The 26,989-nt window shown below is 69.3% G+C and carries 19 protein-coding genes; 9 read left to right on the top strand and 10 right to left on the bottom strand.

Features of this window, described 5'->3' with window-relative positions; translation table 11 throughout:
* Nucleotide 1 precedes the first annotated feature (1 nt).
* The 3 genes from C4B68_RS11620 (at nt 2) to cimA (ending at nt 4,497) form a co-directional block, all read left to right on the top strand.
* A complete protein-coding gene (locus C4B68_RS11620) occupies nt 2-1,045 on the top strand; it encodes a 3-isopropylmalate dehydrogenase (protein WP_099504710.1) in 1,044 nt (347 codons plus the stop codon).
* 251 nt (nt 1,046-1,296) lie between these two features.
* On the top strand, nt 1,297-2,385 hold the full coding sequence (locus tag C4B68_RS11615; protein ID WP_099504709.1) for a branched-chain amino acid aminotransferase: 1,089 nt from the start codon (nt 1,297-1,299) through the stop codon (nt 2,383-2,385).
* A 507-nt stretch (nt 2,386-2,892) separates the two neighbouring features.
* On the top strand, nt 2,893-4,497 hold the full coding sequence (cimA, locus tag C4B68_RS11610) for a citramalate synthase (RefSeq protein ID WP_099504708.1): 1,605 nt from the start codon (nt 2,893-2,895) through the stop codon (nt 4,495-4,497).
* Nucleotides 4,498-4,654: 157 nt separating this feature from the next.
* Here cimA and C4B68_RS11600 read toward each other — a convergent pair whose 3' ends face one another.
* Nucleotides 4,655-6,532 carry a ricin-type beta-trefoil lectin domain protein gene (locus tag C4B68_RS11600; RefSeq protein WP_338059734.1) on the bottom strand — a complete coding sequence of 626 codons (1,878 nt, stop codon included), beginning with the start codon at nt 6,530-6,532 and terminating at the stop codon, nt 4,655-4,657.
* Nucleotides 6,533-6,880: 348 nt separating this feature from the next.
* Between C4B68_RS11600 and C4B68_RS11595 the strand changes: the two genes are divergently transcribed.
* Entirely contained in the window at nt 6,881-9,916 is a 3,036-nt protein-coding gene (locus C4B68_RS11595) for a glycoside hydrolase family 3 protein (protein WP_099504707.1), read from the top strand.
* 163 nt (nt 9,917-10,079) lie between these two features.
* The gene (locus C4B68_RS11590; protein ID WP_099504706.1) at nt 10,080-11,423 is read left to right on the top strand and encodes a hypothetical protein; all 1,344 of its coding nucleotides are present in this window, start codon (nt 10,080-10,082) and stop codon (nt 11,421-11,423) included.
* Between the two features lie 573 nt (nt 11,424-11,996).
* On the opposite strand, the gene C4B68_RS11580 is transcribed toward C4B68_RS11590, so the two are convergent.
* Nucleotides 11,997-12,611, bottom strand: a complete 615-nt coding sequence (locus tag C4B68_RS11580) for a YceI family protein (protein ID WP_099504705.1) — start codon at nt 12,609-12,611, stop codon at nt 11,997-11,999.
* 286 nt (nt 12,612-12,897) lie between these two features.
* On the opposite strand from C4B68_RS11580, the gene C4B68_RS11575 reads away from it, so the two are divergent.
* The 3 genes from C4B68_RS11575 (at nt 12,898) to C4B68_RS11565 (ending at nt 15,527) form a co-directional block, all read left to right on the top strand.
* Nucleotides 12,898-13,395, top strand: coding sequence for a hypothetical protein (locus tag C4B68_RS11575; protein ID WP_099504704.1), 498 nt, complete (start codon nt 12,898-12,900; stop codon nt 13,393-13,395).
* A 254-nt stretch (nt 13,396-13,649) separates the two neighbouring features.
* Nucleotides 13,650-15,278, top strand: coding sequence for an acyl-CoA carboxylase subunit beta (locus C4B68_RS11570; protein ID WP_240634304.1), 1,629 nt, complete (start codon nt 13,650-13,652; stop codon nt 15,276-15,278).
* Between the two features lie 57 nt (nt 15,279-15,335).
* Nucleotides 15,336-15,527, top strand: coding sequence for an acyl-CoA carboxylase subunit epsilon (locus C4B68_RS11565; RefSeq protein WP_099502673.1), 192 nt, complete (start codon nt 15,336-15,338; stop codon nt 15,525-15,527).
* Nucleotides 15,528-15,673: 146 nt separating this feature from the next.
* Here the strand turns inward: C4B68_RS11565 and C4B68_RS11560 are convergent, their stop codons facing one another.
* From C4B68_RS11560 to C4B68_RS11520, 8 genes are all read right to left on the bottom strand, one after another.
* Nucleotides 15,674-16,255 (bottom strand): GTP-binding protein, encoded by a 582-nt coding sequence (locus C4B68_RS11560; RefSeq protein WP_099502672.1) that lies wholly within the window; start codon nt 16,253-16,255, stop codon nt 15,674-15,676.
* The gene (locus C4B68_RS11555) at nt 16,236-16,817 is read right to left on the bottom strand and encodes a DUF742 domain-containing protein (RefSeq protein WP_099502671.1); all 582 of its coding nucleotides are present in this window, start codon (nt 16,815-16,817) and stop codon (nt 16,236-16,238) included. The genes C4B68_RS11560 and C4B68_RS11555 overlap by 20 nt, the downstream gene beginning before the upstream one ends.
* Nucleotides 16,818-16,911: 94 nt before the next feature.
* Nucleotides 16,912-17,325, bottom strand: coding sequence for a roadblock/LC7 domain-containing protein (locus tag C4B68_RS11550; RefSeq protein ID WP_005479603.1), 414 nt, complete (start codon nt 17,323-17,325; stop codon nt 16,912-16,914).
* A gap of 10 nt (nt 17,326-17,335) precedes the next feature.
* Nucleotides 17,336-20,536, bottom strand: a complete 3,201-nt coding sequence (locus C4B68_RS11545) for a sensor histidine kinase (protein WP_180289286.1) — start codon at nt 20,534-20,536, stop codon at nt 17,336-17,338.
* A gap of 352 nt (nt 20,537-20,888) precedes the next feature.
* Complete coding sequence (locus C4B68_RS11535) at nt 20,889-21,464, bottom strand: GTP-binding protein (protein WP_099502669.1); 576 nt, start codon at nt 21,462-21,464, stop codon at nt 20,889-20,891.
* The gene (locus C4B68_RS11530) at nt 21,445-21,846 is read right to left on the bottom strand and encodes a DUF742 domain-containing protein (protein WP_099502668.1); all 402 of its coding nucleotides are present in this window, start codon (nt 21,844-21,846) and stop codon (nt 21,445-21,447) included. Before C4B68_RS11530 ends, C4B68_RS11535 begins: the two co-directional genes overlap by 20 nt.
* 110 nt (nt 21,847-21,956) lie before the next feature.
* Nucleotides 21,957-22,370 (bottom strand): roadblock/LC7 domain-containing protein, encoded by a 414-nt coding sequence (locus C4B68_RS11525; RefSeq protein WP_099502667.1) that lies wholly within the window; start codon nt 22,368-22,370, stop codon nt 21,957-21,959.
* A gap of 9 nt (nt 22,371-22,379) precedes the next feature.
* Complete coding sequence (locus tag C4B68_RS11520) at nt 22,380-26,102, bottom strand: sensor histidine kinase (RefSeq protein WP_099502666.1); 3,723 nt, start codon at nt 26,100-26,102, stop codon at nt 22,380-22,382.
* A gap of 595 nt (nt 26,103-26,697) precedes the next feature.
* Here C4B68_RS11520 and C4B68_RS11515 point away from each other — a divergent pair.
* Nucleotides 26,698-26,886 carry a hypothetical protein gene (locus tag C4B68_RS11515; RefSeq protein WP_167459072.1) on the top strand — a complete coding sequence of 63 codons (189 nt, stop codon included), beginning with the start codon at nt 26,698-26,700 and terminating at the stop codon, nt 26,884-26,886.
* The last annotated feature ends 103 nt before the right edge of the window (nt 26,887-26,989 follow it).

The following is a 26,989-nucleotide window of genomic DNA, read 5'->3' as shown; positions in this document are numbered from 1 at the left end:
CATGTCTCGCAGCATCAATCTCGCAGTGATCCCCGGTGACGGCATCGGCCAGGAAGTCGTGGCCCAGGGGCTCAAGGTCCTCTCCGCCGTGCTCCCGCAGGATGTGAAGCTGGAGACCACGGAGTTCGACTTCGGCGCCCGGCGCTACCACGCCACCGGTGAGACCCTCACCGACGCCGACCTCGACGCCCTGAAGCGGCACGACGCCATCCTGCTCGGCGCGATCGGCGACCCCTCGGTCCCGTCCGGCGTCCTGGAGCGCGGCTTCCTGCTCAAGCTCCGCTTCGCCTTCGACCACCACGTCAACCTGCGTCCGTCGAAGCTCCTCCCGGGTGTCGCCACCCCGCTCGCCGGACAGCCGGAGATCGACTTCGTCGTGGTCCGCGAGGGCACCGAGGGCCCGTACACCGGCAATGGCGGCACCATCAGGAAGGGCACCCCGCACGAGGTCGCCACCGAGGTCTCCGTCAACACGGCCTTCGGTGTCGAGCGTGTCGTCCGTGACGCGTTCGCCCGCGCGCAGGCCCGCCCGCGCAAGAAGCTGACGCTGGTCCACAAGAACAACGTGCTGACGTTCGCCGGTCACCTGTGGACCAACATCTTCAACAAGGTGGCCGAGGAGTTCCCCGAGGTCACCATCGACTACATCCACGTCGACGCCGCGACGATCTACCTCGTCACGGACCCCGGGCGCTTCGACGTGATCGTCACCGACAACCTCTTCGGCGACATCATCACCGACCTCGCCGCGGCCGTCTCCGGCGGCATCGGCGTCGCCGCCTCCGGCAACATCAACCCGAGCGGCGAGTTCCCCTCGATGTTCGAGCCCGTGCACGGCTCGGCGCCCGACATCGCGGGCCAGGGCAAGGCCGACCCCAGCGCCACCGTCCTGTCCGTCGCCCTCCTGCTGCGCCACCTCGGCTACGAGACCGAGGCCGCCCGCATCGAGGAGGCCGTTTCCGCCGACCTCGCCGAACGGGTCGGACAGCCCGCCCGTACGACCGACGAAATCGGCGACGCGCTCGCCGTACGAGTAGCGGGCTGACCCGCCGCGCACTTGAAGTAAACAAGTAGCCGCCGGGTCGCATCCGCACCCGGCGGCTTTTGCTGTGCCTCGCCGGGTGCCACCATCAACCTCTGGGCCGCATTCACCCCGTTTCTTCCGCCGCTGCCCCCGCGCGATAATCGAACGCGGAGCCGCGCCAAGAGGGAATGCTCGGACGTCCTAACACTGGCCACTGGCGGTAGGGGCGTGAGCGCGGTCCGTCACACACAACCGGTGAAGGACAACCACTCATGACGCAGCCCACGATCGAGCTCAAGCCCTCGGCCTCGCCACTCTCCGACGCGGAGCGCGAGGCGCTTCTGGCCAACCCCGGGTTCGGCCGCCACTTCACCGACCACATGGTGACGATCAAGTGGACGGAGGGCCGCGGTTGGCACGACGGCCAGCTCGTTCCGTACGCTCCGCTCTCCCTCGACCCGGCGACCATGGTCCTGCACTACGCGCAGGAGATCTTCGAGGGCCTCAAGGCCTACCGCCAGCCCGACGGCTCCGTCGCGACGTTCCGCCCGGACAAGAACGCCCAGCGCTTCCAGTCCTCCGCCCGCCGGCTCGGCATGCCGGAGCTTCCGGTCGAGACCTTCATCGAGGCGTGCGACGCGCTGATCCAGCAGGACCGCGCCTGGGTCCCGGCGCACGGTGGCGAGGAGTCCCTCTACCTCCGCCCGTTCATGATCGCGACCGAGGTCGGCCTGGGCGTGAAGCCGGCGAACGAGTACCTGTTCATCGTCATCGCCTCCCCGGCCGGCGCCTACTTCGCGGGCGGCGTGAAGCCCGTCTCCATCTGGGTCTCCGAGGACCGCGTCCGCGCCGTCCCCGGCGGCATGGGCGACGCCAAGACCGGCGGCAACTACGCCGCCTCCCTCCTGGCCCAGGCCGAGGCCGCCGCCAAGGGCTGCGACCAGGTCTGCTACCTCGACGCGGTCGAGCACCGGTGGATCGAGGAACTCGGCGGCATGAACCTGTACTTCGTGTACGGCGACAAGATCGTCACGCCGGCCCTCACCGGCTCCATCCTGGAGGGCGTCACGCGCGACTCGCTGCTGACGGTCGCCCGCGACCTCGGCTACGAGTCCGTGGAGGGCCGCGTCTCCATCGACCAGTGGCAGCGCGACACCGAGAACGGCACCCTGACCGAGGTCTTCGCCTGCGGCACCGCCGCCGTCATCACCCCCGTCGGCACGGTCAAGCGCAACAGCGCCGAGTGGAAGCAGTCGAACGGCGAGCTCGGCGAGGTCACCCAGAAGCTGCGCGAGGCGCTGCTGGACATCCAGCGTGGCGTCTCGGAGGACAAGCACGGCTGGATGCATCCGCTGGGCTGAGCCTCACCGTTTCCTTGCCAGGGCCGCCTCGGACTCCGCGTCCGCGGCGGCCCTGCCGTATACCGGGGCGGATTCCCGGCCACGTACGGGATTTCCTGGACGAGGTGGTCCTCGCGGACGCCTGATATCGCGCCCGGGTTGTAAGCAATTCGGGGGATTGACCCTGTGCTCCGTGGCTGAACCAGGGGCTGAACCAGGGGCTGAACCAGGGGTTCGCATCCTGAGACGGCGGTGAGCGTGGGGGCGGTTTGTGCCAGACTGCCCCCGTGCTCTCGTTCGCCATGATTATTGGCAGCAGGCGCGCCGGTCCGCAGTGACCGCCACGTACGACCAGGTACGGGCGGACACCGTCGTCCTCGACCCGCGCGCAGACCTCTCGCACCCGCGAGAGGTTTTTCGTATTTCTGGCCCACCTTCAGCCGGAAGCGCAGCGCGAGGGATCATTGGGGGACGGTGGAGCCGGTCATTCCGGTAAAGACCGAGATCCAACACAGGAGCCTTGACACCATGACGGCAACCAGCGAACTCGACGATACGTTCCACGTCTTCGACACGACCCTGCGCGACGGCGCGCAGCGTGAGGGCATCAACCTCACGGTCGCGGACAAGCTGGCGATCGCACGGCACCTGGACGACTTCGGCGTGGGCTTCATCGAGGGCGGCTGGCCCGGGGCCAATCCGCGGGACACCGAGTTCTTCGCCCGCGCCCAGCAGGAGATCCACTTCAGGCACGCTCAGCTGGTGGCGTTCGGCGCGACGCGCCGGGCGGGCGGCAAGGCGTCGGAAGACCCGCAGGTCAACGCGCTCCTGGCCTCCGGTGCCCCGGTGATCACCCTGGTCGCCAAGTCCCATGACCGGCATGTCGAGTTGGCCCTGCGCACCACCCTCGACGAGAACCTGGAGATGGTCCGCGACACGGTCTCGTACCTCCGTTCCCAGGGCCGCCGCGTCTTCGTCGACTGCGAGCACTTCTTCGACGGCTACCGCGCGAACCCCGAGTACGCGAAGGCGGTCGTCCGCGCGGCGTCGGAGGCCGGCGCGGACGTCGTCGTCCTGTGCGACACCAACGGCGGCATGCTCCCCGCCCAGGTCCAGGCAGTCGTCGCCACTGTCCTCGCCGACACCGGCGCCCGGCTCGGCATCCACGCCCAGGACGACACGGGCTGCGCGGTCGCCAACACGCTCGCCGCCGTGGACGCGGGCGCGACCCACGTCCAGTGCACGGCGAACGGCTATGGCGAGCGGGTCGGCAACTCGAACCTGTTCCCGGTAGTGGCCGCCCTGGAGCTCAAGTACGGCAAGAAGGTGCTCCCCGAGGGAGCCCTGCGCGAGATGACGCGCATCTCCCACGCGATCGCCGAGGTCGTGAACCTCACCCCGTCCACGCACCAGCCGTACGTAGGCGTCTCGGCCTTCGCGCACAAGGCGGGCCTGCACGCCTCCGCGATCAAGGTCGACCCCGATCTCTACCAGCACATCGACCCCGAGCAGGTCGGCAACACCATGCGGATGCTCGTCTCCGACATGGCGGGCCGCGCCTCGATCGAGCTCAAGGGCAAGGAGCTCGGCATCGACCTCGGCGGCGACCGCGAGCTGGTCGGCCGCGTCGTGGAGCGGGTGAAGGAACGCGAGCTCAGGGGCTACACGTACGAGGCGGCCGACGCGTCCTTCGAACTCCTGCTCAGGGCGGAGGCCGAGGGCAAGGCCCTCACGTACTTCGAGGTCGAGTCCTGGCGCGCCATCGTCGAGGACCGCCCCGACGGCAGCCACGCCAACGAGGCCACGGTGAAGCTCTTCGCCAAGGGCGAGCGCATCGTCGCCACGGCGGAGGGCAACGGTCCGGTGAACGCCCTCGACCGCGCGCTCCGGGTCGCCCTCGAGAAGATCTACCCCCAGCTCGCCAAGCTGGACCTCGTCGACTACAAGGTCCGCATCCTGGAGGGCAAGCACGGCACCCAGTCCACCACGAGGGTCCTGATCTCCACCTCCGACGGCGAGGGTGAGTGGTCGACGGTGGGCGTCGCCGAAAACGTCATCGCCGCGTCCTGGCAGGCGCTGGAGGATGCGTACACGTACGGGCTGCTGCGGGCTGGGGTGGAACCGGCGGCGTAGCTGCCCGCGGGCTCCGCCCCGACCCCGCTCCTCAAACGCCGGAGGGGCTGATCTCAGCCCGTCCGGCGTTTGAGGACGAGCGCGAAGCGCGACGGCGGGGGTCTGGGGGCGGCAGCCCCCAGGTACGGGACGGGCAGGGGCGGAGGGGGCGAAAAACCTACTGCAGCCGCCACTTCTGGTTGGCCGCCCCGGTGCAGGACCAGATCTGTGCCCGCGCCCCATTGGCCGACGAGTTGTCCGTCACGTCAAGGCACTTGTTCGCGGCAGTGTTGACGACGTCCCCGGTCGCGGAATTGTACGACCAGCGTTGCGCACCGGTCCCATTGCAGTCGTACAGCTGCACCTTCGCACCGTCCGCCGTAGCCCCCGACGTGACATCAAGGCACTTCCCCAGCGCCTGAATGGACCCGTCCGCCTTCACGGTCCAGCCCTGCGCAGCAGACCCGTTGCAGTCGTACAACTGAACAGCCGTCCCATTCGCACTGGAACCCCCCGCCACATCAAGACACTTGCCCGCGAGCCCGACGAACGCCCCGGACTGCTCCCCCTCACCCGCCTGCGTCCCCGACCAGGTGAACGTGGCCGACGTCTTGCCCGGCAGGGAGTAAGTCGCGTGCTGCGACCCCCAGTTGATGGTCACGGTCTTCGCGGACGACGCGTCGTTGTACGCGATCAGCGCCTTCGACCCGTCCGGGTTCCGCCACGCGACGTTCGGCACGGCCGACGACGCCGTCGAGGCGATCCGCTGCGCTCCCGGCCGTACGAACTTCGTCAGATGCCCCATCGTGTAGTACTCGATCGTGTAGTCGACGGTCCCGCTGGCACCGTCCCCGTTGTGCACCGTGATCAGCCCGCTGCACGTCCCGCACCCACCGTTGTGCGGCCCCCGGTTCTGGTCCACGGCCAGCGACCACTTCGTCACCGACTTCGCCCAGTTCCGGGTGTAGTCCACGATGTTGAGCATGTCCTCGCGCTGCTGGTTAACGATCCAGGTGCCACCGGAGTGCTCGGTGCCGAAGGCGTCGAGGCCGGGGTACTGGTTGTGCACGGCGGTCTGCTTCGCCACGTCGCCGCCGTAGCCGTGCCAGGCGATCCCGCCGAAGTTCGGGTGGGAGCGCACCGCCGCGTCGTCGACGGTCTGGGCGGCGTACGCGTCGTACACGTCCCAGTTCCAGTCGTGCGCGAGGACCTTCGTGGACAGCCCCGCCGCCTGGAGTTCGGGCAGCAGTTCGTTCTTCGTGAAGTAGGCGAGCCCGGATGCGTTCCAGCTCATCGACGGATAGCCCGAGCAGCACGTCGGCTCGTTCTGGGCCGTCACATACGACACCGGCACACCCTGGTCCCGGTAGGCCTGAAGGTACTTCACGAAGTACGACGCGTACGCGCCGTAGTACTCCGCCTTCAGCCAGCCGCCGTTGAGCTGCCCGCTGTCCTTCATCCAGGCCGGCGCGGTCCACGGCGAGGCCATCACGGTCAGCGAGGGGTTCAGCTGGAGCGCCTGCTTGGTCAGCGGCGCCACGTCCGCCAGGTCGTGCGCGATGGAGAACCGCGTCAGGCCCGGGTCCGTCTGGCCGGCCGGCACGTCGTCGTACGTGTACCCGAACCGGGCGAGATCCGAGCCGCCCATCGGATTCCGCAGGAAGGACAGCCCGATCCCGTCCGTCGGCGAGAACAGCTTCCGCATCGTCGCGTCCCGCGTGGCCTGCGTCAGCGCCCCGCTGCTGTTCATCAGCCAGGCGGCAGTGTCGGTGAAGGAGGCGCCGCCCCCGGTGAAGGTCTGATAGCGGGTGTTCTCGTCGACGGTGATGTTCTCACCGCTTCCGCCGCTGCCCGGCTGGAAGGCGAACGGCGTCTGCGCCTGGAGCCCGCGGACGACATGGCGTCCGCCGCTGTCGTCCGTCGTGGTCAGCCAGGCGGTGACCGGTTCGCCCGCGGCGTGCGCGGGCGCCGCCGGCACGGCGGTCAGACCGACCGCCGTCAGCATCCCGGCGACGAGCAGCCGGGCCGCATGGGTGCGTCTTCTCAGGAAGCTCATGGTGCGCCGCCCTTCTGGGGGGTGGGGGAGTGGGGCGTGCGAGCCGTGAGTAAATGACGGCTTCGTAGGCGCGTCAAGGGGGTGCGCGTTCATATTCCGAAAGGACAACGTCCTTGATCCGGACGGGACTTGAGTGCGTACCGGTTCTGGCGTGAAGTCTTGACGGCTTACCGGGACGCCAGTTAACTCACGCCATGATCTAAGTCGTAAGAAGACCGTACGAGTCCAGGGAAACGGGACGGTACGAGTCCAGGAGAACCGGACTGTACGAGTCGAGGACCACAGGACCACAGGACCACAGGACCACAGGAGTTCAAGAGACCGCACGAGAGAGTCGAGGGAAGGTCCATGCGAAGAACCGCCCTGCTCGCCTCCGCCGCCTTGCTCACCGGGCTGCTGCCGCTGGCCTCCGCGGGTGCAGCCGCCGGGGCCGATGAACCGGCCCCGGTACCCGTCGACGCCTTCGAGGGCGAGGTCCCGTTCGCGAACCCGCCCGCCGACGGCATCTTCCCCTGGGGGAGCGACGCCGACGACCCGCCCGCGCTGGCCCTGACCGCCCGGTCCGACGCCCCCGAGGGCGCCAAGGTCCTCACCGGCAGCTACGACATCAGCGGCTACGGCGGCTTCACCCACGACTTCGCCTTCGACGGGCCCGCCCACGACTGGTCCGCCCACAAGGGCATCCGCTTCTGGTGGGACGGCCAGAACAACGCCAAGAAGATCAGCTTCGAGATCAAGGACGGCGGCGCCAACGGGGAGGCCTCCGAACTCTGGACGATGTCCTTCACCGACGACTTCACCGGCTGGAAGCAGGTCGAGATCCCCTTCACCGACTTCGCCTATCGAACGGATTACCAGCCCGTCGGCGGCATCGACCAGGTCCTCGGACTCACCCAGATGTGGGGGTACGCGGTCACGCTCCCGGTCGGCGTCAAGGGCCAGTTCGCCATGGACGACGTCGAGCTGTACGGCAAGGCCGACCCGGCCCTGCGGGCCTCCGTCGTCGCCGACTCCGCCGTTCACCCGGTGAAGGAGGGCGGCACGGCCGCCGTGAAGATCTCCGTGGCGACCACGGGCTCGGTCCCGATCGAGGAGCCGGTGACCGTGGCGTACGAGAGCGCGGGCGGCACCGCCGAGTCCGGCAGGGACTACACCCCCGTCAAGGGCGAGATCACCTTCCCGGCGGGCACGGCGTCCGGCACGTCACACACCGTCTCCGTGACCACCCGCAAGGACAAGGCCGCGGAATCCGCCGAGACGATCCCCCTGAAGCTGACGGTCAGCGGAGCCAAGGCCCCCGCCGAGACCCCACAGGTCGTCGTCGACGCCCACGGACTGCCTTACCTCGACCCGAAGTTGCCCGTGCGGAAGCGGGTCGCCGACCTCGTCTCGCGCATGTCCCTGGAGGAGAAGGCCGGGCAGATGACCCAGGCCGAGCGCGGCGCGCTCACCGCGCAGGGTGACATCGCGGCGTACGACCTCGGCTCGCTCCTGTCCGGCGGCGGCTCGACCCCGACGCCCAACACCCCCGAGGCGTGGGCGAAGATGATCGACGGCTTCCAGCTCCGGGCGCAGGCAACCCGGTTCCAGATCCCGCTGATCTACGGCGTGGACGCGGTGCACGGCCACAACAACCTCGTCCGCTCGACGATCATGCCGCACAACATCGGCATCGGTGCCACCCGCGATCCTCAACTGGCCTACGAGACGGGCTCGGTGACGGCTGCCGAGGTCCGCGCCACCGGCATTCCCTGGGACTTCGCCCCCTGCCTCTGTGTCACCCGCGACGAGCGCTGGGGCCGCTCGTACGAGGCCTTCGGCGAGGACCCGGCCCTCGTCGAGTCGATGGAGACGGTCATCCAGGGACTCCAAGGAGCCCGCGACGGCCGGGACTTGAAGGACGACGACAAGGTGCTGGCCACCGCGAAGCACTTCGTGGGCGACGGAGGCACGGAGTACGGCTCGTCCACGACGGGCTCGTACACCATCGACCAGGGCGTCACCAAGGTCACCCGGCAGCAGCTGGAGGCCGTGCACCTGGCCCCGTACGGGACGGCGGTCGACCGCGGCATCGGCTCGGTCATGCCCTCCTACTCCTCGCTCGACATCCTCGGCGACGGCCAGGGGCCGGTGAAGATGCACGCCCGCGCGGACATGATCAACGGCGTGCTCAAGGGCCGTATGGACTTCGACGGCTTCGTCATCAGCGACTGGGCGGCCATCGACCAGATCCCCGGCGACTACGCGTCCGACGTCCGTACGTCCGTCAACGCGGGCCTCGACATGATCATGGTCCCGCACGCGTACAAGGACTTCCGTACAACACTGATCGACGAGGTGAAGGCGGGGCGCGTCAGTGAGAAGCGCGTCACCGACGCGGTCTCCCGCATCCTCACGCAGAAGTTCAGACTGGGCCTCTTCGAGAAGCCTTACGCGGACACGAGCGGGGCGTCGCGGATCGGCTCGCCGGCGCACCGGGCGGTGGCGCGCGAGGCGGCGGCCGCGTCGCAGGTCCTGCTGAAGAACGCGAACGGCGCGCTGCCGCTGAAGACGTCCCAGAAGGTGTACGTCGCCGGATCGAACGCCGACGACATCGGCAACCAGACCGGCGGCTGGACGATCACCTGGCAGGGCTCGTCCGGAAAGATCACGGACGGCACGACGATCCTGGAGGGGATGCGGAAGGCGGGCGGTGACGTCACCTACTCGAAGGACGCCTCGGCGCCCACCGGCGGGTACGACGTGGGCGTGGTCGTCGTCGGCGAGACCCCGTACGCCGAGGGTGTGGGCGACGTCGGCAACGGCAACGACCTGGAGCTGACGGCCGCGGACCAGGCCGCCGTGGACAAGGTGTGCGGCGCGATGAAGTGCGCGGTGCTGATCGTCTCGGGCCGCCCGCAGCTGATCGGCGACCGGCTCGCCGACGTCGACGCCCTGGTCGCCTCCTGGCTTCCCGGCACGGAGGGCGACGGCGTGGCCGACGTCCTCTACGGAAAGCGCGCCTTCACCGGTCAGCTCCCGGTCACCTGGCCGAAGTCCGAGGCCCAACTGCCGATCAACGTCGGTGACACGTCGTACGATCCGCAGTTCCCGTACGGCTGGGGCCTCACGACCCTGACGAAGGTTCCGACGGGCGGCGCCTCGGCCCTGAGGGGCCTGGCCGTGCTGGCCCGGGCGGCCGACCGGACCGGATCGTCCGAAACCGGCCGCACCGCCGTGACCAAGGCCCGCCTCCTCGTCCAGCAGAAGCTCGCCTCGACGATCACCCCCGCGACGGCGAAGCCGTTCGCCGAGGCGGACCACCTCCTGCTGACGGGCCGGTACGGGGACGCCGTGGAGAAGCTGACGGAGGCGTACCGGAACTTCAGCCCGTCCGGCGTTTGAGGACGAGCGCGAAGCGTGACGCCGGGGGTCTGGGGGCGGTAGCCCCCAGGTAGGGGAATGGGCAGGGGCGGCTGGGGTGGAAAACCCACCCCAGCCGCCCACCCGCACCCACCCCACCAGCCCAGATGTTCCCTTTACCCCACATTCGGGTAGCTTCGAAGACATGAAGGCCTCACTCATCCGAGGACTGACAGGCCTGCTGATCGCGCTGGCGCTCGCCGCCCTGGCGGCCTTCGCTGCCCCCGCTCCCCAAGCCCACGCAGCCACCGACATCGACACGATCGCCGCAGCCCTCCGCGAGAGCCCGGTCTACGTCGACCCTGCCGCCTCCGCCCAGCTGTCCACCTCGGCGGCAGACGACCTCACCCAGAAGATAGAGAAGGCGGACAAGCCCATCCTCGTGGCCGTCCTGCCCGCCGACTTCCCCTCCGAGAACCTCTTCCAGAACCTGCGCACCGCCACCGGCATCACCGGCCTGTACGCCATCAGGCTCGGCGACAGCTTCGACGCCCGGGCCGACTCCGCGGTGATGTCCCGCACCGCCGTGCAGAACCTCGTCACCAGCGTCCAGGGCGAGAACGCGACGACCCAGCTGAACGACTTCACCGACCGCGCCGTCACCAATATCGGCGGCTCGGGCCCCGCGAGCTGGAGCGGCGGCGACACGGGAGGCGGCGTCTCCACGGCGGCCCTGATCACGGCCGGCGCGGTGATCGTGGCCGGCGGCGCCGGCGCGTACACGCTCGTACGCCGCAACCGCCACCGCAGGGAGCAGGAGCAGCAGGAAGCGCTCGACAAGCTCCGTGTGGTCGTGGACGAGGACATCACGGCCTTCGGCGAGGAGCTCGACCGGCTCGACTTCCACCCCGGGGAGGCGGGCGCGAACGACGTGATGCGCGCGGACTACGAGCGCGCGCTGGACGCCTACGAGCAGGCGAAGTCGCGTATGGCGGAGGCCCGGCACCCCGAGGACGTACGAGCCGTCACCGAGGCCCTGGAGGACGGCCGCTTCTCGCTCGCGGTACTGGCCGCGCGCCGCGAGGGCCGCGCGCTCCCGGAGCGCCGCGCCCCGTGCTTCTTCGACCCGCGGCACGGCCCGTCGGTCGCCGATGCTCCCTGGACGCCCGCCGGCGGCGCGTCCCGCGAGGTCCCGGTCTGCGCGGCGGACCGGGCCCGCCTCGCCGACGGCGCCGACCCGGCGATCCGCGAGGTCGAGACGGACTACGGCCGCCGCCCGTACTGGGAGGCCGGCCCGGCATACGGCCCGTACGCGGGCGGCTACTTCGGCGGCGGCATCCTGCCCGGCCTCCTCGTCGGCACGCTGCTCGGCAGCATGATGTCCAGCCCCTCGTACGCGGCTGACTACGGCTCCGGCTACGGCGACTTCGGCGGCGGTTACGCCGGCGGCGACGTCTCGGGCTCCGACTTCGACCCGGGCGACTTCGGCGGCGGCTTCGGCGGGGGCGGCGACTTCGGCGGGGGAGGAGACTTCGGCGGAGGCTTCTGACGAAGGACCCGCGCGAAGGGCGCTGCGTGAACGGTGCTGCGTGAACGGTGCTGCGTGAACGGTGCTGCGTGAGTGGGGCGGCGTGAGCTGCTGGGTAATCGGAGCGCCGTGTGACCGGCGCCGCCCCGGCATCGCGCGATCGGCCCCGCGTGAACGGGGCCGCGTGAACGGGGCCGCGTGAACGGGGCCGCGCGAAGGGCGCCGCCCTCTCGACCGGTTGCGACACGCCGAGTCGCTGCTCGCGGGACACGGCCGGCGCGGACACGTCGGTGGTGCGGCTCGCCTGCTACGGCGGGGCGGGATTCACGGACGAGCTGCGGGCCGCGGGGGATCGGGGCGAGGTGGTTCTCGTGGATCTGCGGAGGCTGTACGGGGGTGAGTGAGCGCGGGACCTTCCCGTGTGACTCGAATCTCTTGTCCTGCTCGCAGGATTCCCCTGACCTCCGAGGCACGTACACGCCGAAGCGCCCGCCTTCCGGACACGGGGGAATCGGAAGGCGGGCGTGCTTCGGGAGCCGACGGGGGAGGGGTTCGGCCGGTGCCGTACCGGTCTACCGGCTGAGGAACATCGGGTTAGCCGGCGTTCTTGATCGCCGAGATGTCGAGGACCAGCTTGATCTTGTCGGAGACGAGGACGCCGCCGGTCTCCAGCGCCGCGTTCCAGGTGAGGCCCCACTCGGAGCGCAGGATCTCGGCCTTGCCCTCGAAGCCGACGCGCACGTTGCCGTACGGGTCCTGCGCGGCGCCGTGGCACTCCAGGTCGATGGTGATCGGCTTGGTGGTGCCCATGATCGACAGGTCGCCGGTGATCCGGTAGCCGTCGCCGCCCAGGGCCTCGGCCTTGGTCGAGCGGAACGTCATCTTCGGGTGCTCGTCGGTCTTGAAGAAGTCGGCGCTCTTCAGGTGCCCGTCACGGTCGGCATTGCCGGTCTCGACGCTCGTCATCGTGACGTCGATCGAGGCGGTGGACCGGGACGGGTCCGTGCCGTCCAGGTTCAGGGTGCCCTCGAACTCCGTGAAGCCGCCCTTGACGTTCGTCACCATCGCGTGACGGGCGACGAAGCCGATCGCCGAGTGCGACGGGTCGAGGGTGTAGGTGCCGGTCAGTGCCGCGAGGTCGGGGCTCACCGCGGTGGCGGCCTTGGCGGCGGAGGCGTCGGTCGTGCTCTTGCGGTTGAAGATGCCCATGAGGTGCTCCTGGGGGAGGGGTCGCGGTTCCGTGCGGAACCAGCGGCCGTTGATGTTGAATATTCAACGAGGTCAACGTCAGAGACCGTAAACCTATTCCATTCAATTTTCAACATCATCCGCAACGTGTTGGCGGCGCTACTTTGAGTCGATCGCGTTCGCCCTCTGGTCGACGGGCGTAGACCTCGGGCACCATCGCCGTGCACCGCCTGCACCGCCTGCACATCCGCCTCACAGGAAGCATGGCCGTCCGGCCGTTCGCCGGTCTCTTGCAGGAAGGGTCCTCATGAAGTTCCGCTCCGCCCTGACCGCCCTCGCTCTCGTCGTCGCCCCCGGTGCCGCCGTCGTCGGCACCGCCACCGACGCCTTCGCCGTCACCAAGATCAGCCATGCCACGGCGACGTCGATGTTCCGCTCGGTCGGCATCACCTGGTCGTCGTCCGGCAACTGCTCCGACCGCAACAACCCCACCTGTACGTCGTTCGAGCAGCTCAACCTCGCCACCGCAAAGGGCGCCCAGACGCTCAAGCAGGCCAGCGGCTGCGCGCTCAACATCACCGGCGGCACCGAGACCGGCCACGCCAGTGGCACATACTCGCACTGGAACGGCTACAAGCTCGACTACAGCAAGTACACGTGCATCGGCAACTACATCAAGAACAACTTCACCTACATCGGCCTGCGCGGCGACGGCGCCCCGCAGTGGCGGTCCGGATCCGGCAACATCTACGCCGACGAGGGCAACCACTGGGACGTCCTCTACTACAACTGCGGCGGCTGCTGACCCGCACGCGCGCGCCGCGTGAGCGAGCCGCCGATCGAGGGTCCGTGTCACCCCATGGATGGCATGTGCTACTCATGAATGTGAGGTGACTCTCGGCTGACGGCTTTGTGTGACCTCTACAAGCCGAAGCGCCCCTGAACAGTCAGATCGCCTGCATGAGGTCATGGTTCTGTTCAGGGGTACCAGGAAAACGGGCCGGAGACTGTACGGAGTCGACGGCTCGCTTTCCTTGGTGGGCTTCGTAAGGTCGCTACATGACCGTTTTGGACGAAGCTGGATCCGCAGACGCCGCGAGCGCCACGGCAGGCGACGTGAGCTCCGCGGGCGAACCCACGGACGCGCGCGGGCGTGTGGCCGAACTGCACGCCATCCGTGCGGAGGCACTGAGCGGCCCCAGTGAGCGGGCGACCGAGGCGCAGCATGCCAAGGGCAAGCTGACCGCGCGGGAGCGCATCGAGCTGCTGCTGGACGCCGGCTCGTTCCAGGAGGTCGAGCAGCTGCGGCGGCACCGGGCGACCGGGTTCGGGCTGGAGGCGAAGAAGCCGTACACCGACGGTGTCGTCACCGGCTGGGGCACGGTGGAGGGCCGTACGGTCTTCGTGTACGCCCATGACTTCCGGATCTTCGGCGGCGCGCTCGGCGAGGCGCATGCCACGAAGATCCACAAGATCATGGACATGGCCATCGCGGCCGGTGCGCCACTGGTGTCGCTGAACGACGGCGCGGGCGCCCGGATCCAGGAGGGCGTGTCCGCCCTGGCCGGCTACGGCGGCATCTTCCAGCGCAACACCAAGGCGTCCGGTGTCATCCCGCAGATCAGCGTGATGCTCGGCCCGTGCGCGGGCGGCGCGGCCTACAGCCCCGCCCTGACCGACTTCGTGTTCATGGTCCGCGACACCTCGCAGATGTTCATCACCGGCCCGGACGTCGTCAAGGCGGTCACCGGCGAGGAGATCACCCAGAACGGCCTGGGCGGCGCCGACGTGCACGCCGAGACGTCCGGCGTCTGCCACTTCGCCTACGACGACGAGGAGACCTGCATCGCCGAGGTGCGCTACCTCCTGTCGATGCTCCCGCAGAACAACCGCGAGAACCCCCCGCGCGTCGGCTCCGAGGACCCGGCCGACCGCCGCTCGGACGTCCTGCTCGACCTGGTCCCCGCGGACGGCAACCGCCCCTACGACATGGCCAAGGTCATCGAGGAACTCGTCGACGACGGCGACTACCTGGAAGTCCACGAACGCTGGGCCCGCAACATCATCTGCGCACTGGCCCGCCTCGACGGCCAGGTCGTCGGCATCGTCGCCAACCAGCCGCAGACCCTCGCCGGCGTCCTCGACATCGAGGCCTCCGAAAAAGCTGCGCGCTTTGTCCAGATGTGTGACGCTTTTAATATTCCGATCATCACCCTCCTGGATGTTCCGGGATTCCTCCCCGGTGTCGACCAGGAACACGGCGGGATCATCCGGCACGGCGCGAAGCTGCTGTACGCCTACTGCAACGCGACCGTGCCGAGGATTTCGCTGATCCTGCGCAAGGCGTACGGAGGTGCCTACATCGTCATGGACAGCCAGTCCATCGGAGCGGACCTCACGTACGCGTGGCCGACGAACGAGATCGCCGTCATGGGCGCGGAAGGCGCGGCCAACGTCATCTTCCGCCGCCAGATCGCCGAGGCCGAGGACCCCGAGGCCATGCGGGTCCGCATGGTCAAGGAGTACAAGTCCGAGCTGATGCACCCCTACTACGCGGCGGAGCGTGGTCTGGTCGACGACGTCATCGACCCGGCGGAAACCCGCGAGGTCCTGATCAAGTCGCTCGCGATGCTGCACACCAAGCACGCGGACCTGCCCTCCCGTAAGCACGGCAACCCCCCGCAGTAACCCAGCGGATCTTCCGCGGTACCCCTGCGGAAACCTCTCTCACGGAGACTGAGACCTATGGACACCCCTGACATCCGCGTCGAGAAGGGCCACGCCGAGCCCGAGGAAGTCGCCGCCATCACGGCCGTCCTCCTGGCTCGCGCGGCCGCCCAGCCGGACACCACCCCGACCCACCGCGGCCGCGCCAAGGCAGGCTGGCGGCGGCTGGAGCGCGAGCCCGGCTTCCGGGCGCCGCACAGCTGGCACTGAGCCCGCACGACGTACGAAGGCCCCGGCGCCCCCAAGGGCGGCCGGGGCCTTCGCGCGCAGGCCGGGCAGGCGACGGCGACAGGACCGGGACAGCAGACGGCCCCCGTCCCTCCCTCGGGAGGTACGGGGGCCGTTCGAGCCTCGGGCTAGCGCAGGCGCGCCATGAGCGCGTGCTCCACCAGTGTGATCAGCGTCGACTTGGCATCCGCGCGGTGGCGGGCGTCCGTCGTGATGATCGGGGCGTCGGGGCCGATCTGCAGCGCCTCGCGGACCTCTTCGGGGTTGTACGGCTGGTTGCCGTCGAAGCCGTTGAGGGCGATGACGAACGGGAGACCCGAGTTCTCGAAGTAGTCGACCGCGGGGAAGCAGTCGGCGAGACGGCGGGTGTCCACCAGGACGACGGCACCGATGGCGCCGCGCACCAGGTCGTCCCACATGAACCAGAAGCGGTCCTGTCCGGGGGTGCCGAACAGGTAGAGGATCAGGTCCTGGTCCAGGGTGATGCGGCCGAAGTCCATGGCGACGGTGGTCGTCGTCTTGTCTCCGGTGTGCGTGAGGTCGTCGATGCCCGCGGAAGCGGATGTCATGACGGCCTCGGTGCGCAGCGGGTTGATCTCCGAGACGGCGCCGACGAACGTGGTCTTGCCCACGCCGAAGCCGCCCGCCACCACGATCTTCGCGGACGTGGTGGAGCGGGAAGGCCCTCCGCTAGAGCTTGCGAAGTCCACTGAGCACCCTTTCGAGCAAAGTCACGTCTGGCTGGCCACCGGCGTTTTCGTCGCCGCCGGGCTGATGGATGGCGACCAGGCCCGCCTCCGCCAAGTCGGCGACGAGGATCCTGGCCACGCCGAGAGGGATCGTCAGAAGGGCCGAGACTTCGGCCACCGACTTGATCTCCCGGCAGAGGTTGCAGATCCGCTGATGCTCGGGCAGCTGGCCCTGCATCTGGTGCGGCTGCGCGGTGGTGTGCACCAGCGCCTCGATGGCGAGCTGGTAGCGAGGCCTGGTGCGGCCGCCCGTCATGGCGTACGGGCGCACCAGGGGGTTGTTCGACGCCCTCGCGGGCGACGGCTCGCGTGTGCGTCGCGGCGGCTGCACAGGCTGGATGCGGGGCGCCTGCGGCTGGTCGTACGGCGACGGACCGGGGCCCTGAGGCGCGTACGGCTGGCGCTGGCTCGGCGCGGAGGGGAAGTTGTACGGGTTCTGCGAACCGTCGCCCTGGCCGCCCTGCCCCTGGCCGGGGCCGTACGACCAGTTGCCCGAAGACGAACCGCCTGGGGGTGTTGCCACTTTCTCCTCCTCCGACTGTGCCGGGCACCCATCACTGTGGGACCGCGTCCCGAAACCTTACGGCCACGGGACGCGAATACGCACCGTCTGTCTGCTAGTTGAGAAGGCTCCCCTGGAGCTCTGCTCGAAGGTCCGGGGTCAGAACCGTGCCCGCACGGTCCACCAGAAGCGCCATCTCGTACCCAATGAGACCGATATCGGCCTCCGGGTGTGCGAGGACGGCGAGCGATGAACCATCAGATACGGACATGATGAAGAGGAATCCCCGCTCCATCTCCACAACTGTCTGGTTCACACTGCCGCCCTCGAAGATGCGGGAGGCACCCGCGGTCAACGAGGTCAGACCGGACGCGACGGCCGCCAACTGGTCGGCGCGGTCACGGGGAAAGCCTTCGGACATCGCCAGAAGGAGTCCATCGGCGGAGACCACCACCGTGTGGGACACCCCGGGGGTGTTGTCCACGAAGTTGGTGATCAACCAGTTCAGGTTCTGTGCCGCCTGGCTCATCGGGCTCACACTAACGCTCCTGGTTGTAGGTGCTGTCAGGACCGAAGCCCTGGCCGTTCGTGTCACTACCTGCATTGCGTCCCCGCTGTACGCCGCGGCGCAGGTTGCTCAGCCTGCCCCGGACGTCGGCGGGGTCGCGGGAGACCTGCGGGCCGCCCTGGGGGGTCGATTCAGCGGTTCCCTCGACCAGGTTGGCCTTGGGCACCCGCCGGGGCAGACCGGACGAGGTGACCCCGCCCGCCTTGGGCTTGCGGAGCTGCTCGGCGCGCTGCCACCGGTCGTCGTTGTTCGAGCGCCAGTCGGCGTCGCCGTCCGTGGCCGGGGTCGCCGGCGCGGCCTGCTCCCTCGGGTTCACGGGGTGCTGGCCATTGCCGTTGACGTTGCCGCTCGCGGTGGATCCGCGGCGGGGCAGCCCGGCGTCGGTCACCGCGTGGGGTGCGGAGGGAGCCGGTCCCGGACGGTTGAAGCCTACGCGGTCCTGCTCACTCACGTCAGCGGCCTGCGAGGATTCCGCTTCCGCAGCGTACTCGGAGCGGTAGGAGCCCTGGTAGGTGTCCCGCTGCGGCCAGTCGTCCTGGTAGGACGGCTCCTGGAACGCCGAGAACGTCTCCGGGGCGCCGCCCCGGCCCATGGAGCGCTCGTCCTGCACCGGCTCCGGATAAGTGGGCTCAGGGTAGCCGCCGTTGGACGGGTAGTACGACTCCTCATACGACGGCCGCCCCGGCTCGTCATATCCAGTCTGCTGCGGTTCGTTGTACGCCGTCTGCTGGTCGTACGTCGCCTGCTGGTCCTCGTATCCGCCCTGTCCGTTGCCGTACGCGGGCTGCTGGGCGTCGAACTCGTCCTCGTAGCGCTGCGGAGCCTCGATGGCCTCCGGGCCGTGCGCCTGGGCCTCCAGGGCCGCGCGGCGCTCCTCGCGCATCAGCGAGCGGCCCACGGGGTCCAACTCACGGATGTCGTCGGGGACTTCGGTGTAGCGGCTGTCGTCGAAGCCGAGCTCCGCGGCCGTACGCATCGGCTGCTGCTGGGCCTGGAAGTCCTCGCCCACGAACGAGCGCTGCTCCGGAATGATCTGCGAGACGGTGAACTCGTCGCGCTGCATCTGCTGCTCGCCGCCACCACCGTGGGTGATCGCGTCGGGAAGCATGACCAGGGAGGTCGTACCCGCCTGCTCGCCCGAAGGGCGCAGCTGGACGCGGATGCCGTGCCGGTCGGACAGCCGGCCGACCACGAAGAGGCCCATGCGCTGCGAGATCGCAGCGTCCACGCTCGGCGGGTTGGCCAGCTTGTGGTTGATCTCCGCGAAGTCCTCGGCCGTCAGGCCGATGCCCTTGTCGTGGATCTCGATCATCACGCGGCCGTCGGGGAGACGGGTGGCGGTGACGCGGACCTTCGTCTGCGGGGAGGAGAACGTGGTGGCGTTCTCCAGCAGCTCGGCGAGCAGGTGCACGAGGTCGGTCACGGCACGGCCGTGGATCTCGGCCTCCGGGACGCCGGAGAGCTCGATGCGCTCGTACTGCTCCACCTCGGAGGAGGCGGCGCGCAGGACGTCGACCAGCGGGACCGGCTGGTCCCAGCGGCGGCCGGGCTCCTCGCCGGCGAGGACGAGGAGGTTCTCGCCGTTGCGGCGCATACGGGTCGCGAGGTGGTCCAGGCGGAAGAGGTTCTCCAGCTGGTCCGGGTCGGCCTCGTTGTTCTCCAGGTCGGTGATCAGGGTCAGCTGGCCCTCGATCAGCGACTGGTTGCGGCGCGAGAGGTTGGTGAAGATCGCGTTGATGTTGCCACGGAGCAGGGCCTGCTCGGCGGCGAGCCGGACGGCCTCGCGGTGGACCTGGTCGAAGGCGCGGGCGACTTCGCCGATCTCGTCCGTGCTGGTGATCGGGATGGGCTGTACGCGGGTGTCCACGCGGCCCGGATCAGTGCGCGAGAGCTGGTCGACCAGCATCGGCAGACGCTGCTCGGCGACGCTGAAGGCCGCGTTGCGCAGCTGGCGCATGCGGGTGCTCATCTGGCGCGCCATCAGCCCGGCGATGATGAACGCGGCGAGCAGGGCTACGACGACGATGGCGCCGTTGACGTAGGCGTCGGTCTGGGCGTCGGAGGCGATGGCCGCGGCGTCGTCGACCGCTCGGTCGACGAGTTCCCTCTCGACCTCGCTGAAGCCCTCGAACTTGAGGGTGGCGGCCCCCATCCACGTCTCGGGGGTGATGCCCTGCTGGGCGAGCTGAGTGGGCGTGGCGCCGCTGCCGATCGCCTTGATCATGTCGTCCATCGAGGGCGGCGCGACGAAGGGCCGGCCCGCGGCCTCGGCCTTGCTCTTGGCCTCGGCGAGCCGGCTCTTGCCCTCCGCGGTCTTCTGCGCCATCACGGCCTTGAGCCGGGCGGCGTCGTCCTCGGTGGAACCGGAGATGAACTCCGCGAGAGCGACGTTCTCCAGGTACGCGTACGACGTGAAGGCGGTGACCTGCCCCGCGAGGTTCTTCTCGCTGGTGCTGGGCTTGACGAGCAGGTGGGTACCGATCGAGCGCTCCAGCGACGCGGCGCCCTTGGCCAGCCCGATGGCGTACACGGAACGGCCATAGGACGTGACGTTGCCGGTACCGAGGCTCAACTCGTTCGAGAACTCCATGAGCAGGTGCTCGACCGTGACGTAAGCCTCTTCGGTCCTCACCGGCTCCATGGACTTCGTGAACGCCGCTTTGCGGATCTGCTCGAGTTGGGGCTCGGCCTTCTCCACCAGGCCCAGCCGCCGCTCGAGCCCCGGCTTGTCCGGCCTTCCGATGACCTCTTGGTGGAAGGCGTCGGCCTTCTCATCGGTGACGGCACGAGCCTTCTTGACCGTCGTGCTGTCCCGGTCGCCCAGCAGCAGAGGCTCGGCGGACAAGTCGCGCTCGTTCAGCAGTGCCTCGGCGTACTCGTCGGCGGCCGCCACGATCTTCGCCACCTTCTCGGCGTCCCGCGCCTCGTTCCAGGTGTCGATCGAGCCCTTCACCTGGAAGCCGCCCATGACGAGGCCGACCAGCACGGGTATGAGCAGGATCGCGTTCAGCCTGGTGGGCACCCGCCAGTTCTGGGGTGACAGCCGGCTGCCGCTCGCCGCGGGCGCCGGAGTGGGCTCCGGGCCGGGCACTTGTGCGGGCGCCGCTCCGCGCGGCGGCGGGGTGAAGTTGCCCCGTGCCGACGGCTCGGGACCGTTCTTGCTTCGCCTCACTCGACCAACAACCTCTCGGCGTCGGCACCTTCTTTGTGCCGCGGTATGTCTCCAGCGCCCTTGACTAATGGGCAGTTCAGCGCATTCCAGCACGTCAGGCGGCGCCGTTCCAAACAGTCGGAACCAACGATTCCGAGTGCTGTGAGCGCCTGAAAAAACGGTCATAAAGAGCGAGCCCCGCCAAAAGGCGGGGCTTTTGTGAGCACAGCGGTACCGGGTGACCGCGAGGCGTGTCGGTGGCAGCAAAATTCTCTGTCGAAACGTTATGAACACTATTGCCGACCGTGTCAAACGACACAGTCGGCTCCAGTGCTTCTACGACAACTGCCTTATGGAACTGTCGACTTGGCGACTACCGCAGCCGTGCCATGAGCGCGTGCTCGACCAGCGTGATCAGAGCACCCTTCGCATCCGCACGGTGCCGGGCGTCCGTCGTGATGATCGGGGCGTCCGGACCGATCTGCAGCGCCTCGCGGACCTCTTCGGGCCTGTACGGCTGGTGCCCGTCGAAGCCGTTGAGGGCGACGACGAACGGCAGACCGCTGTTCTCGAAGTAGTCGACCGCGGGGAAGCAGTCGGCGAGCCGGCGGGTGTCCACCAGGACCACCGCGCCGATGGCGCCGCGGACCAGGTCGTCCCACATGAACCAGAACCGGTCCTGACCCGGCGTACCGAAGAGGTACAGGATCAGGTCCTGGTCCAGGGTGATGCGGCCGAAGTCCATGGCCACCGTGGTGGTGGTCTTGTCCCCGGTGTGGGTGAGGTCGTCGATGCCCGCGGAAGCGGACGTCATGACGGCCTCCGTGCGCAGCGGGTTGATCTCGGAGACGGCGCCCACGAACGTGGTCTTGCCGACACCGAAACCACCCGCCACCACGATCTTGGCGGAGGTGGTTGCCCGGCCTCCGTCAGAGCTTGCGAAGTCCACTGAGCACCCTTTCGAGCAAAGTCACGTCTGGCGCGCCGCCGTTGTTCTCGTCGCCGCCAGGCTGGTGGATGGCGACGAGTCCGGCTTCCGCGAGGTCCGCGACGAGGATCCTGGCCACACCGAGCGGCATGGACAGGAGGGCCGACACCTCGGCCACCGACTTGACCTCACGGCAGAGGTGGCAGATCCGCTGGTGCTCCGGCAGCAGCCCCATCAGCTGCGCCGGGTCGGCCGTTGTGCTGATCAGTGCCTCGATGGCGAGTTGGTACCGCGGCCGGGTCCGGCCGCCGGTCATCGCGTAAGGGCGTACCAGCGGCTGGTCGCCCTCGTCGTCCCCGTACGAATCTGAATACGCATCATGAGGTGCGGTGGGCGGGGTCATGAATCCTCCGGGCGGACAGCAAGTTGGTCAGTCGTGCCGTCGATGGGGGCCGGTGGGGGGATTGTGGCGGCCGGACGGTGATGTTGTGCAGTCGGTAGAACCAGAGCGGGTCAGTGGAGCAGACTGCCTTGGAGTTCGGCGCGCAGGTCCGGTGTGAGGACGGCGCCCGCACGGTCGACGAGCAGGGCCATCTCGTAGCCGACAAGGCCGATGTCGCATTCCGGGTGGGAGAGGACCGCCAGGGACGATCCGTCCGAGACGGACATCAGGAAGAGAAAGCCGCGCTCCATTTCCACGACCGTCTGGGCCACCGATCCGCCCTCGAAGATCCGGGATGCCCCGGCCGTCAACGAGGTGAGACCGGAGGCGACGGCCGCGAGCTGGTCGGCGCGGTCGCGCGGGAAACCTTCGGACAGCGCCAGAAGGAGTCCGTCGGCGGACACGACGACGGTGTGGGACACCCCAGGGGTGTTGTCCACGAAGTTGGTGATCAACCAGTTGAGGTTCTGTGCCGCCTGGCTCATCGGGCTCAACTAACGCTCCTGCTGGTGAGTGGGGCTGGGGAAGCTGCCGGTCTGGCCGCTGCCGGCCTGTCGACCCTGCTGAATGCCCCGACGGAGATTGGTCAGCCGACCGCGCACGTCATCGGGCGCGCGCGAGACCTGCGGACCGCTTTGGTGCGGTTGCTGCTGTGCCGTGCCCGCGACGAGGTTCGCCCGCGGGACGCGGCGCGGCAGGCCCGAGGTGGTGACCCCGCCTGCCGACGGTTGACGGACGCGTTCTGCCTGCCGGACGAGGTCGTCGTTCGGCGAGGTGCGCCATGCGGCGGGGGCCGGTGCGGCGGCCGGCCGTTGCTGCGGAGCCGAGGGAGCCTGCGACTGCTGTGGTGCGGCCTGCGGGGAACCCTGGGAGCCGTTGGGGTACGCGCCGTTCGGGTGGGCACCGTTCCCGTTCGCCTGACCGTGGAACCAGTTGGTCTCCAGCGTGTCGAACAGCGGCGTACGTCCGTCGCCGGGGCCCGTCGCCGGCGGCAGTGCCTCGGGCTCCTGCCGGTGCGCGGGCCGCTGCGGCGGCTGCGGCCGCTCGAACTGCCCGGTGGACGACGGGTCCTGGCGGTTGCCGTACCCGGGCGTCGCGAACTGCCCGGTGGACGACGGGTCCTGGCCGTAGCCCGGCCGGGCGAACTGCCCGGTGGACGACGCGTCCTGGGGGGCGCCGTAGCCCGGAGCGGCGAACTGGCCCGTGGTGGACGGGTTCTGGTGCCCGGGAGCCGGGTTGGACGGACCGAACACATCCGGGCGGACGAACTGCCCGGTGTTCTGCGGCGCACCCGCACCGGGGCGCGGTGCGTCGAAGTCGGGACGGGCGAACTCGGACGTCGAGCCGGGGCCCTGACGGTCGTCGATCCGCGGCATACGCGAGGTGGCGTCGGGCTCCTCGTGGCCACGCGGGGTGTCGAGGGACGCGCGCGGCACGGGCGGCTGCGCGTTGTCGTCGCTCCAACTCGGCGTGCGGGGCGCCGGGTTGGCACCGGGAAGCTCGGCGCGTGCGCCACCGCGGCCGCGAAGCTGCGGCTTGCGGCGGCTGCCCTTGCCGCCGGACTGCTGCTGCGGGGGCGCGGCGGGCGCGGCCGCGGGGCCGCTGTCACCGAAGCTGCTCTGACGAGTATCGGAGCCACCCTGGCGGGCAGCGGATCCGTCACCGAAGCCCTGCGGCGCGCCACCGGACCCGGCGGAATGCAGGCCCTGCGGGGAACCCTGCGCGCCCTGCCCGAAGGCGCCGGCACCGGCCGGAGCCTGCCTGCCCTGCTGCGAGTCCCCCGGACCCTGCGGCCCACGCGCTCCGCCCGGCGCACCCGGGCGACCGCCCTGGTTGCCGCCCGGCAGCGCGGAACCGCCCTGGTTGCTTCCGGGCAGCGCTGCCCGCGGACCCTGGCCCGCGCCGACCTGTCCGCGCTGCGGCGGGGCGCTGATGCGTCCGCCGCCACCGGCGGGGGCACCCGCGCCGAGCGAGGGGCCGCCCTGAGCGCCGCCGCGGCGGGCAGCGGCCAGACCGGCCGAGGCCTGCGCGGCGGCCGGACCACCGGAGCCCGGGCCGCCCTGGCCCGGCTTGGCCGGAGCCTTCTTGCCGCCCTGGGCGACATCGACGGGGAGCATGACGAGCGCGGTCGTACCACCGGAGTCGGAGGGACGCAGCTGGATGCGGATGCCGTGGCGCTGCGACAGACGACCGACCACGAAGAGGCCCATGCGGCGGGAGACGGAGACGTCCACGGTGGGCGGCGAGGCGAGCCGCTCGTTGATCGCCGCGAGGTCCTCGGGGGACAGGCCGATGCCGGTGTCGTGGATCTCGATCAGGACGCGGCCGTCGGGCAGCGCGTGACCGGTGACCTTGACCTTGGTCTGCGGCGAGGAGAACGAGGTGGCGTTCTCGAGCAGCTCGGCGAGCAGGTGCACGAGGTCGTTGACGACCCGGCCGGCGACCTGGGTGGCCGGGACCGCGGCCAGCTCGATGCGCTCGTACTGCTCCACCTCGGAGGCGGCGGCACGGAGCACGTCGACCAGCGGAACCGGGCGGGTCCAGCGGCGGCCGGGCTCTTCACCGGCGAGAACGAGGAGGTTCTCACCGTTACGGCGCATGCGGGTCGCGAGGTGGTCGAGCTTGAACAGCGAGGACAGCTGGTCCGGGTCGGCCTCGCGGGACTCCAGTTCGGAGATGAGCGAGAGCTGACGCTGGATGAGGCCCTGGGAGCGGCGCGAGAGGTTGGTGAACATCGCGTTGACGTTGCCCCGCAGCAGGGCCTGCTCGGCGGCCAGTCGTACGGCCTCGCGGTGCACGTCGTCGAAGGCCGCGGCGACCTGGCCGATCTCGTCCCGGGAGTGCACACCGACCGACTCGACGGAGGTGTCCACGTCCTGCGGGTCCGACTCCGACAGCTGCTTGACCAGCTCGGGCAGCCGGTCCTGGGCGACCTTGGTCGCGGTGTCCTGGAGGCGGCGCAGCGAGCGGATCATGGAGCGGGCCACGACGAAGGCGCCGACGAGCGAGACACCGAGCACCAGGAGGATCAGCGCACCCGAGATGAGCGCTTCGCTCTCGGCCTCGTTGCGCAGCTCACGGGCCTTCTGCTCCATCTGGCTGAGCAGCGTGGTCTCGATGTTCGACATCTGCTGGATCTTGGCGGAGTCGTCGTCCACCCAGTCCTTGTACGAGCGCTTGTTCTGCGTCTTGAGTCCGTCCGGGCCGCCCAGCACACGCTTCGCGTACTGGTCGGCGGACTCGATCGTCGGGTTGGTGCCCTCGATGGGCTCGAGCAGGTCGGCGAAGCCGTCGCCGTAGATGGTCTTGAAGCCGTTGAGCTCGGAATCCTGGCTCTCCTGTGCGGAGAGCGCGTACTGCCGGTCGTTCTCGGAGAGCTTGCCGAAGACGTCGTCGCTCTCGGGCAGCGCGGCGGCGATGACGGCACGCTGGACGGAGGCGTACTCCTTCGCCGAGGAGAAGGCGGACAGGGCTCGGGTGCGCTGGATCATCTCCGGGTTGCTGGTGGCCTCGGCCATGTCCTGCGAGAGGTCGAGGAGCTGGGTGACCAGCCGGTGGTACGCCTCGACCGTCTGCGTCGCGTTCTGGGGATCGTCGTAGGCCCCCTTGCGGATGCTGCTGAGCTTGTACAGCTCACTCGCGATGCCGACGAGGCTTTCCCGGACGCCGGAGAGCTGTCCGTTCGCAGCGGCGTCCTCGATCTCCTTGGTGCCCTCGAGGAAGTTCCTCTTGGCGACGTCCGTGGCGTCACGGACTCCCTTGACGGTGTAGTCGGTGGCCGGGCGGCTGTGCGCGAGCGGACCCGCCGACTGGTCGCGCTCCTTCTGGAGCGCGGCGGCGAGCTCGGTCGCCTGCTTGGTCATGTCGGTCAGCAGCTTCATGTTCTCGAGCTGCTGGATGTCGTCCATCGACTGGTTGATGCGCAGCGCGCCGAGCGAGGTCGCGGCGACCACGGGGAGCGCGAGCAGCGAGACCAGACGCGTGGAGATGCGCCAGTTGCGCAGGGCTATTCGCGTGCCGGGGCTCGTCGAGCCCTTCGGCTTCGCGGCCGGTGTGCCGACACCCTTGGGCTTCGCGCCGGGGCGTGCGGAGTCGCCGCCGCCGACCTCTGCCGGTCCCGGGTTCTGGGCGTGCTGGGGCGAGGAACCACGGTCGGTCCCGCCGTGCGGCTCCGGCTCCGCCGAAGCGCTGCCATCCCTCTTGAAACGTCCCTGCACTAGCGTCGCAACCTCTGGACCAGGCGCCTCTCCGCGAGAACGGCGAGGCGGTGTCGGCGTCGTTCAGGGGCGCCGATGCGCCCCCTGGTGGTCGTGAAGTGACCGGCGCTGGCTCCCCCTTTTCGCCGCCACAAGGCGCTGCGTCGCGCCCCTGCGCCGGTTCGATCCCGCGGCGGTCCGTGGAATTCCAGCACAGTGCCGGATCTCCAACAAGGCCCGAGGGCCAGGCTGTGACCTCCGTGACAGCTTGTGAGGGGTGCGTCACCAGGCGTAGAAAGTGATCTCACATATAACGGACGTATGCCCACGAGGTGTTGAGGTGTGCGGGGTGTCTGAGTCGCCATGATCGGGAGCGGAATGTTGGCTTCAGTGGGGCAATGTCCCTTTCGCTGGGCGCAGTTGGGGAGTCGAATTGCCCGTTTCGCCTGCTAGTAAGTGAGGAAACTCACATGGGGATCATGGCCTCTTCACGCCTTGGCCCGGGAATTGAATGTTTAGCCTGACGCTTTACAGGGATGGCGAATCCGACAATCCGCGCCGACGCGGGGCCTTTTGAGCTCACCCGGCGCCCATCACGACAAGGTCGAGTACAACGGTGAAGACGACGATGATGTTCCGCAACATAGCCAATCCGCGACGCACCACGCTGGCGCACCTCGAAGACGCCGACGCGCTGGAGACGCCGGAGCAGCCGGAGCACTCGGTCGACCTTCCCGCCCAGACCGCCAACCCGCGGCGGACCATCCTGATGGAGGCCCCGGCCGCGGTCACCGTCGCGGAGTGAGCACGGTCTCGCTCACCGTGGCGGGCGTATATACGCGAAGCTCGTACCCTTTGCCGCGCTAGCCTGGAGCGTCAGACTCCAGTCAGCTCAGTGAGGGGCGCGA

Source organism: Streptomyces dengpaensis (assembly GCF_002946835.1).
In the GTDB taxonomy this organism is placed as follows: Bacteria; Actinomycetota; Actinomycetes; order Streptomycetales; family Streptomycetaceae; genus Streptomyces; species Streptomyces dengpaensis.
Note: the sequence above shows the minus strand (reverse complement) of the source record. Positions and strands in the feature narration are given on the sequence as shown.

Bases quoted from the DNA above. Each gene is read 5' to 3' on its own strand.
- C4B68_RS11565 (WP_099502673.1), top strand. From the start codon at position 15,336: ATGGACACCCCTGACATCCGCGTCGAGAAGGGCCACGCCGAGCCCGAG.
- C4B68_RS11570 (WP_240634304.1), top strand. From the start codon at position 13,650: ATGACCGTTTTGGACGAAGCTGGATCCGCAGACGCCGCGAGCGCCACG.
- C4B68_RS11550 (WP_005479603.1), bottom strand. From the start codon at position 17,325: ATGAGCCAGGCGGCACAGAACCTGAACTGGTTGATCACCAACTTCGTG.
- C4B68_RS11525 (WP_099502667.1), bottom strand. From the start codon at position 22,370: ATGAGCCAGGCGGCACAGAACCTCAACTGGTTGATCACCAACTTCGTG.
- C4B68_RS11600 (WP_338059734.1), bottom strand. From the start codon at position 6,532: ATGAGCTTCCTGAGAAGACGCACCCATGCGGCCCGGCTGCTCGTCGCC.
- C4B68_RS11620 (WP_099504710.1), top strand. From the start codon at position 2: ATGTCTCGCAGCATCAATCTCGCAGTGATCCCCGGTGACGGCATCGGC.
- C4B68_RS11595 (WP_099504707.1), top strand. From the start codon at position 6,881: ATGCGAAGAACCGCCCTGCTCGCCTCCGCCGCCTTGCTCACCGGGCTG.
- cimA (WP_099504708.1), top strand. From the start codon at position 2,893: ATGACGGCAACCAGCGAACTCGACGATACGTTCCACGTCTTCGACACG.
- C4B68_RS11580 (WP_099504705.1), bottom strand. From the start codon at position 12,611: ATGGGCATCTTCAACCGCAAGAGCACGACCGACGCCTCCGCCGCCAAG.
- C4B68_RS11590 (WP_099504706.1), top strand. From the start codon at position 10,080: ATGAAGGCCTCACTCATCCGAGGACTGACAGGCCTGCTGATCGCGCTG.
- C4B68_RS11530 (WP_099502668.1), bottom strand. From the start codon at position 21,846: ATGACCCCGCCCACCGCACCTCATGATGCGTATTCAGATTCGTACGGG.
- C4B68_RS11575 (WP_099504704.1), top strand. From the start codon at position 12,898: ATGAAGTTCCGCTCCGCCCTGACCGCCCTCGCTCTCGTCGTCGCCCCC.
- C4B68_RS11615 (WP_099504709.1), top strand. From the start codon at position 1,297: ATGACGCAGCCCACGATCGAGCTCAAGCCCTCGGCCTCGCCACTCTCC.